Origin of the sequence: Actinoplanes xinjiangensis (assembly GCF_003148685.1) — a bacterium.
GTDB classification, from domain to species: Bacteria; Actinomycetota; Actinomycetes; order Mycobacteriales; family Micromonosporaceae; genus Actinoplanes; species Actinoplanes xinjiangensis.
On the sequence record NZ_QGGR01000002.1, the window covers coordinates 534,029 to 547,582 of the forward strand.

The 13,554-nt window shown below is 68.2% G+C and carries 11 protein-coding genes; 8 read left to right on the plus strand and 3 right to left on the minus strand.

Going from position 1 to position 13,554, the window contains the following annotated elements; translation table 11 throughout:
- Nucleotides 1–10: 10 nt before the first annotated feature.
- Nucleotides 11–370 (minus strand): YchJ family protein, encoded by a 360-nt coding sequence (locus BC793_RS05875; RefSeq protein WP_428839518.1) that lies wholly within the window; start codon nucleotides 368–370, stop codon nucleotides 11–13.
- Nucleotides 371–526: 156 nt separating this feature from the next.
- Nucleotides 527–1,057 carry a methyl-accepting chemotaxis protein gene (locus BC793_RS52215; protein WP_109589945.1) on the minus strand — a complete coding sequence of 177 codons (531 nt, stop codon included), beginning with the start codon at nucleotides 1,055–1,057 and terminating at the stop codon, nucleotides 527–529.
- Nucleotides 1,058–1,256: 199 nt separating this feature from the next.
- Between BC793_RS52215 and BC793_RS05885 the strand changes: the two genes are divergently transcribed.
- Nucleotides 1,257–2,588, plus strand: coding sequence for an RNA polymerase sigma factor (locus tag BC793_RS05885; RefSeq protein ID WP_239169658.1), 1,332 nt, complete (start codon nucleotides 1,257–1,259; stop codon nucleotides 2,586–2,588).
- 168 nt (nucleotides 2,589–2,756) lie between these two features.
- Here BC793_RS05885 and BC793_RS05890 read toward each other — a convergent pair whose 3' ends face one another.
- On the minus strand, nucleotides 2,757–3,110 hold the full coding sequence (locus BC793_RS05890) for a YciI family protein (RefSeq protein WP_109590390.1): 354 nt from the start codon (nucleotides 3,108–3,110) through the stop codon (nucleotides 2,757–2,759).
- Between the two features lie 277 nt (nucleotides 3,111–3,387).
- Here BC793_RS05890 and BC793_RS05895 point away from each other — a divergent pair, with 277 nt between their 5' ends.
- The 7 genes from BC793_RS05895 (at nucleotide 3,388) to BC793_RS05925 (ending at nucleotide 13,533) form a co-directional block, all read left to right on the plus strand.
- Nucleotides 3,388–4,377: a LacI family DNA-binding transcriptional regulator gene (locus BC793_RS05895; protein ID WP_109589949.1), complete on the plus strand. Its 990-nt coding sequence runs from the start codon at nucleotides 3,388–3,390 to the stop codon at nucleotides 4,375–4,377.
- Nucleotides 4,378–4,615: 238 nt separating this feature from the next.
- Complete coding sequence (locus BC793_RS05900) at nucleotides 4,616–5,995, plus strand: ABC transporter substrate-binding protein (protein ID WP_109589951.1); 1,380 nt, start codon at nucleotides 4,616–4,618, stop codon at nucleotides 5,993–5,995.
- A gap of 8 nt (nucleotides 5,996–6,003) precedes the next feature.
- On the plus strand, nucleotides 6,004–6,942 hold the full coding sequence (locus BC793_RS05905) for a carbohydrate ABC transporter permease (RefSeq protein WP_373871185.1): 939 nt from the start codon (nucleotides 6,004–6,006) through the stop codon (nucleotides 6,940–6,942).
- A gap of 4 nt (nucleotides 6,943–6,946) precedes the next feature.
- Nucleotides 6,947–7,819, plus strand: a complete 873-nt coding sequence (locus BC793_RS05910; RefSeq protein WP_109589955.1) for a carbohydrate ABC transporter permease — start codon at nucleotides 6,947–6,949, stop codon at nucleotides 7,817–7,819.
- Nucleotides 7,820–7,823: 4 nt separating this feature from the next.
- Entirely contained in the window at nucleotides 7,824–9,371 is a 1,548-nt protein-coding gene (locus BC793_RS05915; RefSeq protein WP_109589957.1) for a glycoside hydrolase family 13 protein, read from the plus strand.
- Between the two features lie 83 nt (nucleotides 9,372–9,454).
- On the plus strand, nucleotides 9,455–13,000 hold the full coding sequence (locus BC793_RS05920) for a discoidin domain-containing protein (RefSeq protein ID WP_109589959.1): 3,546 nt from the start codon (nucleotides 9,455–9,457) through the stop codon (nucleotides 12,998–13,000).
- A gap of 59 nt (nucleotides 13,001–13,059) precedes the next feature.
- A complete protein-coding gene (locus tag BC793_RS05925; protein ID WP_109589961.1) occupies nucleotides 13,060–13,533 on the plus strand; it encodes a YcxB family protein in 474 nt (157 codons plus the stop codon).
- Nucleotides 13,534–13,554 lie beyond the last annotated feature (21 nt).

Sequence of the window (13,554 nt, forward strand, 5' to 3'; positions counted from 1 at the left end):
TTCCAGCACATCACAACGGCCCCCAGTACACCCAACGGCCGTCGTGCCGCACGAACCGGCTCTTCTCGGCCAGCACGCCGGGCCGGCCGCCGTCGGTGAAGTGCGCCCGGAACTCCACGATCCCCTCCGCGTCGAAGACGCCGCCGCCACTGTGCTCCAGCACCTCCAGGCGCGTCCAGCGCATCGCCGGATCCGCATCGACCGCTGCGGGACGGGTCTCCGGATGCCAGGTCCGCAGCACATGGTCACTGTTGTCCAGCGCATACGCGCTGAAACGCGAACGCATCAACGCCTCGGGGTCGGCCGCCGGCTTGCCGTCATGCAGAGGAGCACAGCAGCTCTGATACGAACCACGCCCGCACGGGCACACGGAAGAGGCCGTCCGGGGCTGGGGAGATCTGCGAGCCATGGCGCCCAGTCTCCCCCACCCCTGGCGACCGCCCGGAGGTTATCCACATTCCCCGGCCGTCCACAGGCGGAGAGCCGTCACCGCGCTCTCCGCGGTACCCATGACGGCATGTCGTTCTCAGCCGGCCTGCTGCTCCACCACGATCCCGCTGATCACCTTCTGGCACCGGTCCAGTTCCTCGATCAGCCCCTGCATCTCCTCGATCGCGGAGACCGCATTCTGGGTGTCCGCCCGGATCCCGCCGACCTGCGTGCCGATCTCACTGGTGGCGGTGGCCGTCTCGTTCGCCAGGTCCTTGACCTCGCTGGCCACGACGGCGAAGCCCCGTCCCGCCTCGCCGGCCCGTGCCGCCTCGATGGTCGCGTTCAGGGCGAGCAGGTTGGTCTGCTTGGCGATCGTCGCGATCAGCTGGACCACCTTGCCGATCTCGGTGCTGCTCGCCTCCAGCCGCTGGATCACCTGGACGGCGGTCTCGGCCGCCCGCACCGCGGCGTCGGTCGCGGCCGCCATGTCGTTGCTGACGTTGGCCAGGCGGTGCACCGAGTCCCGCTGCCGGTCCTGCGCCGACCAGTCGCTCTGGCCGGTCCCCGACGACCGGTCCTGCTGATCCGTCGACGACCAGCCGCCATTCTGATCCCAGTCGGACATGGTGATAGCGACCCCTCTCTTCCGGCCTCCGCAAACATCCCATCCGGTCCACCGGCCGCGGAGCGTTTTCCCCGATCCCGGCATATCTGCCCGATTCCGCCACCGCACCGATTCGCCCGGGCGCGCCCCGTCGCAACCGGCCCGGGACGCACCGGTTTCGATGCGCGCCGCGGGACCGCCCGGGCGGGAGGATGACGGAGTGAGCAAGGCGGACGAGGCCGGCGACACCGCCGGCGCGGACAAGCCGATCGGTGAGGACAGCACCGCTGACGAGATCGCGACGACCGTCGAGCGGGTGTGGCGGGACGAAGCGGCCGGGATGCTGGGTGTGCTCGCCCGGCGGCTCGGTGATCTCGATGTCGCCGAGGAGGCGTTGCAGGATGCCGTCGCCGACGCGTTGCCGCGCTGGGCCGCCGACGGCGTGCCCGCGAATCCCGCCGGCTGGCTGGTGACGACCGCGTGGCGCAAGGCGATCGACAGGCATCGCCGGGAGGTGAACGGGCGGGCGAAGGAGGCCGCCCTGGCAAGCGATCCCACACAGGGACAGCGCACGTCCGAGCCACCTCGGCTTCCGGGGGAACTGGACGATCCGGCCTGGCCGCCGTCGGCCGACGACCGGCTGGCGCTGATCTTCGCCTGCTGTCATCCGGCACTTCCGGAGGCCTCACGTGTCGCGCTCACCCTGCACGCGGTCGCCGGCCTGCCGGCCGAGACCGTCGCCGCGGCGTTCCTGCTGCCCAGGGCCACCGCGGCGCAGCGGCTGGTGCGCGCCAAACGGCATCTCCGAGATCATCGGGTACGAGTGGAGACGCCCCCACCCGACGAGTACAGGGCGCGTCTCCCGTCCGTGCTGAGCGTCATCTACCTGATCTACAACGAGGGTTATCTGGCCACGTCGGACGGGTCGGCGGAACGCCGGGAGCTGGCTCGGGAGGGGCTGGATCTGGCCCGCCAGGTGGCCACGCTGATGCCCGGTGAACCGGAGGCGGCAGGGCTGGCGGCACTTCTGGAGCTGCACGAGTCGCGGGCGACGGCCCGGTTCGACGCGGCCGGGCGGATGGTGCTGCTGGAGGATCAGGACCGGTCGGTGTGGAACCGGCCACTGATCGCCTCCGCCCTCCGGCGGCTGAGGCGGGTCGCCGCGCTCGGCCGGCCGGGCCCCTACCAGGTGGAGGCGGCGATCGCCGCGCAGCACGCGCTGGCCCCGTCCTGGGAGCGGACCGACTGGCCGCTGGTCCGCCGGCTTTACGACCTGTTGGCCGGGGTGCGGCCGACGCCTGTGGTGCTGCTCGGCCGGGCCGTGGCGACGAGTTTCACGGCCGGGCCGGAGGTGGCGCTGGCCGAGGTGGGCGAGCTGGCCGGGCGACTGGACGGCTACCGCTTGTGGCACGCCACCCGCGCCGACCTGCTGCGTCGCCTCGGCCGCCCGGAGGAGGCCGCCGAGGCGACGCGACGTGCCCTGGCGCTGGCCACCAACCCCGCCGAGCGCGACCTGCTGACCCGCCGCCTCAACGCCCTCACCGAACGCTGACCGACCGGCGAACGGCGCGGGGTCAGAGACGGCGCGGGGGTCAGCGAACTGCCCGGGGTCAGCGAACGGCACGGGGTCAGGAACGGCACGGGGTCAGGAACGGCGCCGGATCCGCCAAGGCGCGGCGGGTCGGCGAACGGCGCCGGGGTCAGCGGACGGCGCGGAGGATCAGCGGACCATCTCCGGCCGGAGTTCGACCCGGTCGCCGAGGGCGGCTATCCCGGGCCATCCGGCGGCGACCGCGACGGCCTCGTCCAGGTCGTCGACGTCGAGGAGGATGAAACCGCCGACGACCTCCTTCAGCTCGACGTACGGACCGTCGGTGATCTCGGGCATGCCGTCACGCCCCCGGCCGATGGTCTTCGCCGAGCTGGACGGGGCGAGTTCGGCGCCGCCGTTGACGATCTTCCCGGCCTCGAACCACTTCTGCCACCAGGCGCCGACCTCCTCCATCAACTCCGGGCCGAGTTCGGGGTCGAACCACTTCGTCTCGTCGCCCACCAGGATCATCACGTAGCGCACGGTCTTGTCCTTCCGATCGGTTGTCGTACCTGATCTGACGATCGGGACGACCCGGGAATCGACATCGAGCATCCCGGAGATGAAACCGGCTGGAAGCGCTGACGTGCCGTGCGTAGCGCAGAGCGATGACTTAACCGTTTCACGGCCGGGGTCACCGCGACACGGCGTGAAATATGCTCACCCCCGAGGCGTCGAATCCCTCCAGTCTTCGCAAGCGACAGCAAACCGCAGCTTATAACAGTTCGTTTTTTGCAATAATCTGACGTAGGATTCCGTGGTGACCAAACGACTTGCCGAGGTGGCGAAGAAGGCCGGGGTCAGCGAGGCGACCGTCAGCCGGGTGCTCAACGGGCGCAGCGGCGTCTCGGAGGCCACCCGCACGTCGGTGCTCACCGCGCTGGACGTTCTCGGCTACGAGCGCCCGACGAAACTGCGCGGCGAGCGGGCCCGGCTCGTCGGTCTGGTGCTGCCCGAGCTGCAGAACCCGATCTTCCCGGCACTGGCCGAGGTGGTGACCGGTTCGCTGGCGCAGCGCGGTTTCACCCCGGCGCTCTGCGCCCGCACGATCGGCGGAGTGCCGGAGTCCGATTACGTCGAGATGCTGCTGGACCACCAGGTCAGCGGCGTGATCTTCGCAGGCGGGTCGTATGCGCTGGCCGACGCATCACACGAGCACTACCGCCGGCTGACCGAGCGCGGGCTGCCGGTGGTGTTGGTCAACGCGGGTGTCGACGAGCTGGGTTTCCCCCGGGTGTCGACGGACGACGCGGTGGCGGTCGAGCAGGCGTATGGGCACCTGCGTTCGCTGGGCCACGAGCGGATCGGCATGGTGCTCGGCCCGGAGGGGCACATCCCGTCGCGCCGCAAGCTGGCCGCGATGATCCAGGCGTCCGGTGCCGAGGCGGAGGTGGAGCGTTCCAGCTTCTCGATGGAGGGCGCTCGGGTCGCTGCCGCCAAACTGCTGGAACGTGGCGTGACCGGCATCATCTGCGCCAGTGACGTGCTCGCCCTGGGTGCGATCCGGGCGGCCCGCCGGCTCGGTAAGGCCGTCCCGGCTGACGTCTCGGTGGTCGGTTTCGACGATTCCGCGTTCATGACCTGCACCGATCCGCCGCTGACGACGGTGCGGCAGCCGATCGAGACGATGGGCCAGGCCGCGGTGGACCTGCTGGTCAGCCAGATCGACGAGGCCCGTGAGTTCTCCGACGAGCTGCTGTTCGAGCCGGAGCTGGTGGTTCGCGGGTCGACAGGACCGGCACGGAAGTAGAACCGGACAAATAGCCGCCGGCCTCGAAAGAGGCCGGCTTTTTTGTGCCCAAAACAGACACATGCACAAAACAACAATGCTCAGTCGTGTTTTTTCAGAGCACGATCGAAACCTTGCGGCAACATGGCGCCGTAGTTACAGTGACTCCACTCACTACGGGAAACAGTCCTGACCGTAGTGATCACAACGCGATTCAGCGATGGCCATGGATAACCCCGTTCCCCGAAGGGATGGACAGATGTCCGTACCGCAATACCGGAAGGTTGCGGCGCTCGCGCTCGTGGCCGGCCTCGGGTTCAGCCTGACGGCGTGTTCCACGAAGGGTGACGACGGCGGGAACGACGCCGCCGGCAAGGTCACCATCACGGTCGACTGCCAGCCGGTCGCCGCCCAGAAGGAGCTGCTCGACAACTGGAACGCGGATGTCAAGGAGTTCCAGAACCAGAACCCCGACATCGTCATCAAGAGCATCAGCGTCGGCCAGCAGTGCAACAACCCGCCGGACTTCACGGCCCGCCTCGCCGGCGGCACCACGACCGACGTCTTCTACGGCTACATGACCGACCTCCAGCAGGTTTTGGACTCCGGTCAGGCGCTCGACATCACCCCGTACGTCAACAAGGACACCATCTCGACCTGGGACAGCGTCGACCCGGCGCTGAAGGAGGTCTTCACCGACGGCGGCAAGCTCTACGGCGTACCGGTGAAGAACTACTCGATGGGCCTGGTCTACAACAAGACCCTGTTCGCCAAGGCCGGCCTGGACGTCGACAATCCGCCGAAGACCTGGCCCGAGGTGCGGGAGGCGGCCAAGAAGATCTCCGCCGCCGACAAGAGCGTGGCCGGATACGCGGAGTACAGCGCCGGCAACACCGGCGGCTGGCACTTCACCTCGCTGCTCTACTCGCAGGGCGGCCGGGTCCTCTCCGAGGACGGCAAGAAGGCCGCCTTCAACACCGCCGAGGGCAGGCAGGTACTGCAGAACCTCAAGGACATGCGGTACGGCGACGACAGCATGGGCGCCCGCCAGCTCCTGCAGTGGGGCGACCTGCTGACCAACGCCGCCGCCGGCAAGGTCGGCATGTTCATCGGCGCGCCGGACACCACGCAGGCGATCGTCAGCCAGTTCAAGGGCAAGTTCGAGGACTGGGCGGTCGCGCCGTTGCCGGGTCAGACCGACCTGGCGAAGGGCACGCTCGGCGGTGGCGAGGGCTACTTCTTCAAGAAGGACCTCACCAAGGAGCAGGTCGAGGCCGGTCTCAAGTGGATCGCCTACCAGAAGCTGACCCCGGGCAAGGGCCAGTTCGACTATGTCCGGGCCAAGCCGCAGAACTACCCGGTCGGCCTGCCCCAGCCGCTGCTGTTCGCGAACGGCTCCGAGGCGCAGAAGCAGGAGTTCGACCTGCGCAAGGCGAACGCGAACGTGCCGGTGGAGAACTTCGCGCTCTTCGAGACCAAGCAGCTGCCTATCGTGGGCGAGCCGCGGGACGCCCAGGCGATCTACGCGATCCTCGACTCGGCGATGTCCGGTGTCCTGACCGACCCGAACGCGAACGTCGACACGCTGCTGAAGACCGCTGAGGAGAAGGTCAACCAGCTGCTGGCAGCGGGTAGCTGACGATGTCCATCGCCACCGCCACCGTCCCGGCTCAGGCCGGGGCGGTGGCCCCCGCCCCACCCGGCATCACGAAGAGGCGCCGTAGGTTCCAGGACAACCTGACCGGGCACGCGTTCCTGATCGGGGCGGTCCTCTGCTTCGGCCTCTTCATGTGGTTCCCGATGATCCGCGGCATCGTGATGAGCTTCCAGCGCACCCGCCGCGGCGTGACCACCTGGGTGGGCTGGGACAACTACGTCCGGATCATCGAGGATCCGAGCTTCTGGGTCGCCTGGAAGAACACCTTCTACTTCACCGGGCTCGCACTGGTCCTCGGATTCGTGGCACCGTTCTTCGTCGCGATCCTGCTCAACGAGTTCCGCCACGCCAAGGGCTACCTGCGCATCCTGGTCTACCTGCCGGTCATGCTGCCCCCGGCGTCGGCGCTCTACCTGTTCAAGTACTACGCGTACGACCCGGGCGAAGCCGGTCTCTTCAACGCGATCCTGACGTTCCTGCACCTGCCGACGTCGGAGTGGATGCAGTCGCCGACGATGACGATGCCGGCCATGGTGATCGCCTCGACCTGGATGAACATGGGCGGCGCGGTACTCATCTACCTGGCGGCACTGCAGAACATCCCCGGCGATCTGTACGAGGCGGCCGAACTCGACGGCGCCGGCCTGTGGAAGCGGATCTGGCACGTGACGATCCCGCAGACCAGGCTGATCCTGGCGCTGCTGGCGATGATGCAGATCGTCGCGACCATGCAGCTGTTCATCGAGCCGCTGATCCTGGCCAACGGCGCCGGCACGCAGGACTCGGCGACCTCGGTCGCGTACCTGATCTACCAGCACGGGTTCTTCCAGAACGATCTCAACGGTGCGGCCGCCCTGGGCGTGATCATGTTGCTGGTGCTGGCCGCCTTCTCCGCCGTGTACCTCCGGCTGAGCACGAAACAGGACTGACGCCATGTCTCGAACCCTCATCTCGCATGCTCAGCTCCGGCGCGGGCGCGGCCGGTTCCTCTACTGGGCGCTGCTCGGCATCATCGTCACGGCCTTCACCCTGATCTTCATCGGGCCGCTTTACTGGATGGTCACCGGCGCCCTCAAGTCGGGCCAGGAGCTGGCGCAGACCCCACCGACGCTGTTCCCGCACGACCCGGAGTTCACCAACTACATCGACGCGTGGACCAATCTGAACCTGCCGAAGCTGCTGTTCAACACGATCTACTACGCGGCCGGCGCGGTGGTGTTCCAGCTGATCCTGGACACCGCGGCGGCGTACGCCCTCTCCAAGCTCCGTCCGGTCTTCGGCAACGTCATCCTCGGCGCGATGCTGGCGACCCTGATGATCCCGGCGATGGTGCTGATCGTCCCGCAGTACCAGACGGTGATCAGCCTGCCGGTGCTGGACATCAGCCTGCTCGACTCGCCGTTCGCGATCTGGCTGCCGATGGTCGCCAACGCGTTCAACATCTTCCTGCTCAAGCGGTTCTTCGACTCGATCCCGGAAGAGATCATGTCGGCCGCCTTCATGGACGGCGCGTCGCCGCTGCGGACCCTCTGGTCGATCCTGCTGCCGATGTCCCGCCCGATCCTCGGCGTGGTGTCGATCTTCGCGGTGACCGCGGTGTGGAAGGACTTCCTCTGGCCGCTGCTGGTCATGCCGAGTCAGGAGACCCGCACGGTGAGCGTCGGCATCTACGCCTTCGCCGCCGGCACACCGCAGAACGTGGTGGTCGCCGCATCGGTGATCGCCGCGGTACCGACCGTGATCATCTTCCTGATCTTCCAGCGCAACATCATGTCCGGCCTGACCACAGGCAGCCTCAAGGGATAGCGGGATGACAATGCAGTGGTGGCGTGACGCGGTGATCTACCAGGTCTATCCGCGCAGTTTCGCCGACGGTGACGGAGACGGGGTCGGTGACATCGCCGGCATCCGCGCGCGGCTCGGCCACCTACGAGATCTCGGCGTCGACGCGATCTGGATGAGTCCGTGGTATCCGTCGCCGATGGCCGACGCCGGTTACGACGTGTCCGACTTCCGCGACATCGACCCGGTCTTCGGTGACCTGTCCGAGGCCGAGGAGCTGATCGCCGAGGCGCACGAGGCCGGCATCCGGATCATCATCGACATCGTGCCGAACCACATATCCAGCGAGCACCCGTGGTTCAAGGCGGCCCTGAAAAGCGAGGAGGCGCCGGAGCGGGACTACTTTTGGTTTCGTAAAAGCCAAAATATGCCCACAAAATGGATCGGTGAGTTCGGCGGTACGGCATGGACCCGGGTCGACGACGACACCTGGTACCTGCACCTCTTCACTCCGGAACAACCGGATCTGAACTGGGAACACCCGGCGGTGAGAAGCGAGTTCGAGAGCATCCTGCGGTTCTGGTTCGACCGGGGCGCCGACGGCATCCGGATCGACTCGGCCGCCCTGCTCTTCAAGGACCCGGCGCTTCCCGAGGTCACCGACGGCGAGCCCCATCCGTTCCACGACCTGGACGCGGTGCACGACGTCTACCGGTCGTGGCGGCGGATCGCCGACGAGTACCCGGACCGGGCGCTGATCGGCGAGGTGTGGATGCCGGACGTCGAGCGGTTCACCAACTACCTGCGCCCGGACGAGCTGCACGCGGCGTTCAACTTCGACTTCCTCGGATGCGCCTGGGACCCGTACCTCATGCGCTCCTGCATCGATCGCACGCTGGACGCGCACGCCCGCGTCGGCGCACCGCCCACCTGGGTCCTGTCGAACCACGACGTGACCCGGCACGTCACCCGGTACGGCCGTGCCGACACCACGTTCAGTTTCGAGAACAACCTGGACGGCACCCCGGTCGACCTGGAACTCGGCACCCGCCGGGCCCGCGCCGCCGCGCTGCTCACCCTCTCGCTGCCCGGCTCGGCCTACGTCTACCAGGGCGAGGAGCTGGGCCTCTGGGAGAACGAGAGCATTCCCGAAGATCAGATCCAGGATCCGATGTACGCCCGGAGAGGCCACACCCGCGACGGTTGCCGGGTGCCGCTGCCGTGGTCCGGCGACGAGCCGCCCTTCGACTTCACCACCGGCGCACCGTGGCTACCCCAGCCCGCCGAATGGAAGGACCGCACCGTCCAGGCGCAGACCGGTGACCCCAGTTCGATGCTGGAGCTGTACCGGTCGGCGATCCGTCTGCGCACCTTCAAGGATCAGGAGTTCGCCTGGCTCGACCGCGGTGAGGGTGTGCTCGCCTGGACCCGCGGCAGCGACTTCGCCTGCGTGCTCAACCTCTCCGGCGCACCCGTCCCCCTGCCGGAACACCGGACCGTTCTGCTCGCCAGCGGCCCCCTCGACGGTGACCTCCTCCCGCAGGACACCGCGGTCTGGCTGAGCCTGAGGAAGTAACACGGCGTCCGGGCGGGCGGCACCCACCGAAGCCGCCCGCCCGGCGAATCACCACCTCTCATGGAAGAAAGGTGCGCTCCCCCATGTCCAGACTGTCCCGAAGAATCCTCGCCACGGTGGCGGTGACGAGCGTGGTCGCCGCGCTCGTCCACGCCCCCGCGGCACAGGCCGCCGGCCCGAACCTGGCGGCCGGCAAGACCTTCAGCGCCAGCAGCTCCACCGACGTCTACTCGGCCGGCAACGCCGGTGACAGCAATCCCAACACCTACTGGGAGAGCAACAACAACGCCTTCCCGCAATGGCTCCAGGTCGACCTGGGCACGTCCACCCCGGTCAACCAGGCGGTGCTCAAGCTGCCGCCGGCCACCGCGTGGAACACCCGGACCGAGACCCTGTCGATCCAAGGGAGCACCGACGGCACCGCGTTCAGCACGCTGAAGGCGAGCGCCGGCTACACCTTCAATCCCTCCTCCGGTAACACGGTGACGATCGACTTCACCGCCGCGAGCGCGCGTTTCGTACGGCTGAACTTCACCGGCAACACCGCGTGGCCGGCCGGTCAGCTGTCCGAACTGGAGATCTACGGCCCGGTCAGCGGGGACGGCCAGGCGCCGAGTGCGCCGGGCGGCCTCGCCTACACGACTCCGGCGAGCGGGCAGATCCGGCTGACCTGGAACGCGTCGACCGACAACGTGGGCGTCACCGGGTACGACGTCTACGCGAACGGGGTGCTGCGTACCTCCCTAGGCAACGTCCTCACCTGGACCGACAGTCAGCCGGACTCGGCGACCGTCGCGTACCACGTACGCGCGAGAGACGCGGCCGGGAACGTGTCCGGCACCAGCAACACGGTGACCCGTAACGGCACCCCGCAGACCGGCGCGAACCTGGCGGCCGGCAAGCCGATCGAGGCGTCGTCGGTCGTCCACACCTTCGTGGCGGCGAACGCGAACGACAGCGACACCGCCACCTACTGGGAGGGAGGCGCGTACCCGGCGAACCTGACGGTGAAGCTGGGCGCGAACGCGACCGTCTCGTCGGTGGTGGTCAAGCTGAACCCGGCGACCGCATGGGGCACCCGTCAGCAGACGTTCTCGATCCTCGGACGGGAGCAGTCGGCGTCCGCCTACACGACCATCGCCGGCTCGGCGACGTACACCTTCAATCCCTCGACTCAGAACACGGTGACCGTGCCGGTCTCGGCGACCACCGCGGACGTCCGGCTGTCCTTCACCGCCAACACCGGCGCGCCCAGCGGGCAGGTCGCGGAATTCCAGGTCATCGGTGCCGCGGCGGCGAACCCGGACCTCACCGTCACGTCGACCGCCTACTCCCCGGCCGCGCCGGTGGAGACCGACACGATCACCACGACGGCCACGGTCCGCAACGCGGGCACCGCGCCGTCGGCCGCCTCCAACGTCAACTTCTATCTGGGTACGGCCAAGGCCGGCACCGTGGCGGTCCCGGCCCTCACCGCCGGCCAGTCGCAGACGGTGAGCGTGGGCATCGGTGCCCGCGACGCCGGCAGCTACCAGCTGTCCGCCAAGGTCGACGAGGCCGGTGCGGTCGTCGAGACCAACGAGGCGAACAACACCTGGACCCACCCGTCCGCGCTGGTCGTCACCCCGGTGAGCAGCGCCGACCTGGTCGCCTCGGCGGTCACGTGGAACCCGGGCACCCCGGCGGCCGGCACCGCCGTCGCGTTCTCGGTGACCCTGAAGAACCAGGGCTCGGCGGCGACCTCGGCCGGCGCGCACGGCGTCACGCTGACGATCCTCAACGGCTCGACGACGGTCCGCACCCTGACCGCCTCGTACACCGGTACGCTCGCCGCCGGCGCCTCGACCGTGCTCAACCTGGGCTCGTGGACCGCGGCGAACGGCCGTTACACGGTCCGGACCGTGGTGGCGGTGGACTCCGCGGAACTGCCGGTCAAGCAGGCCAACAACACCGCCGAGAAGCCGTTCTTCGTGGGTCGCGGCGCGAACCTGCCGTTCGACTTCTACGAGGCCGAGGACGGCCAGACCGGTGGCGGCGCGGCGGTCGTCGGCCCGAACCGGATCGTCGGCAACCTCGCCGGCGAGGCGTCCGGGCGTAAGGCGGTCACGCTGAACCAGACCGGCTCCTACGTCCAGTGGACCACCCGGGCGGCGACGAACACCGTGGTCACGCGCTTCTCCATCCCGGACGGCACGACCAGTTCGATCAACGTGTACGTCAACGGCTCACTCAACCGCACCATGCCGCTGACCTCGAAGTACGCGTGGCTGTACGGCAACGAGGCGAACCCGCAGAACTCCGGGACCGGCCCGCGGCACATCTACGACGAGGCGAACATCCTGCTGACCGGATCGTTCCCGGCGGGCAGCACGATCAAGCTGCAGAAGGACGCCGGCAACACCGGCAGCATCGCGATCGACTTCATCAACCTGGAGCAGGTCGCTGCTCTTGGTAATCCGGACCCGTCTCGCTATGTCGTGCCGACCGGTTTCGACCAGCAGTCGGTGCAGGCGGCCCTGGACGCGGCTCGTCAGGACACCTCCAAGCTGGGCGTCTACCTTCCGGCGGGCGACTACCAGACGTCGAACAAGTTCCAGGTGTACGGCCGGTCCGTCAAGGTCGTCGGTGCCGGACCCTGGTACACCCGCTTCCACACGCCGTCCACCCAGACCGAGACGGACGCCGGTTTCCGGGCCGACGCGACGGCCAACGGCTCGACGTTCGCGAACTTCGCGTTCTTCGGCAACTACACGATCCGGATCGACGGGCCGGGCAAGGTGTTCGACCTCGCCAACGTCGCCGACATCACGATCGACAACATCTGGGCCGAGCACGTGGTCTGCCTGTACTGGGGCGCGAACACCGACAACATGGTGATCAGGAACTCGCGGATCCGGAACACGTTCGCCGACGGCGTGAACATGACCAACGGCTCGACCGGCAACCTGGTCGACAACAACGAGGCCCGGGCCACCGGCGACGACAGCTTCGCGCTGTTCTCGGCGATCGACGCGGGCGGCTCCGACGAGATCAACAACACCTACTCGAACCTCACGTCGATCCTGACGTGGCGTGCGGCGGGCATCGCGGTCTACGGCGGCTACGCCAACACGTTCAAGAACATCTACATCGCGGACACCCTGGTCTACTCGGGCATCACGATCAGCTCGCTGGACTTCGGCTACCCGATGAACGGGTTCGGGGCCAACCCGCCGACCGTCTTCGACAACATCTCGATCGTCCGGGCCGGCGGCCACTTCTGGGGCGCACAGGTCTTCCCGGCGATCTGGCTGTTCAGCGCGTCCAAGGTGTTCCAGGGCATCCGGGTCAGCAATGTGGACATCGTCGACCCGACCTACTCCGGGATCATGTTCCAGACCCAGTACCTCGGCGGCCAGCCGGTGAACCCGATCAAGGACACGGTCTTCACCAACGTCACCATCACCGGTGCCCAGCGCAGCGGTGATGAATACGACGCCAAGTCCGGCTACGCGATCTGGGCCAACCCGCTGCCGGAGGCCGGCCAGGGTCCCGCGGTCGGTGCGGCGACCTTCACCAACCTCCAGCTCAGCAACAACCACCGGGACATCGAGAACCCGACCAGCACGTTCACCATCACCCGCAACTGATTCGCACCGACGAGGTGCCCGCGCCGTCACAGGCGCGGGCACGCTCGTACGATCCATCGGTGCACATCGAATTCACCCACGCCCGTACCCGGCCGTACTTCCGCCGGATCCTCGCCGCCGGGGCGAAACGCAAGGCGCAGCCGTACGCCGTAGCGGCCGGCGCCGTCGCATCCGTCGCCGGGTTCGTCGCCGTCGGCGGTGAGTTCAGCCGCAACGCCCTGCTCCTCGCCGTCCCGCTGTTGGTCCTGGCCCTCGTGCCGCTGGCGATCGCCGGCCGGCTGTGGCGGCGCGAGATCACCGTGCCGGACGCCCGGCTCGCACCGCACACGTGGACGCTCACCGGTGCGGGTTACTCCTCGCGGGCGGCCGGCCCGCCCACCGACATCGCCTGGCCGGAGTTCGTGTCGTTCCGCGCCACCGACGACGCCTACGTGCTGCGCCACCGCGCCGGGGGGATCTACGACGTCCCGCGTGAACCGCTGAGCACCGACCAGGACACCGAGTTGGCGGCGTTCCTCCGCGCGGCACCGTAGAGTCACTTGTCCGGCGGGCAT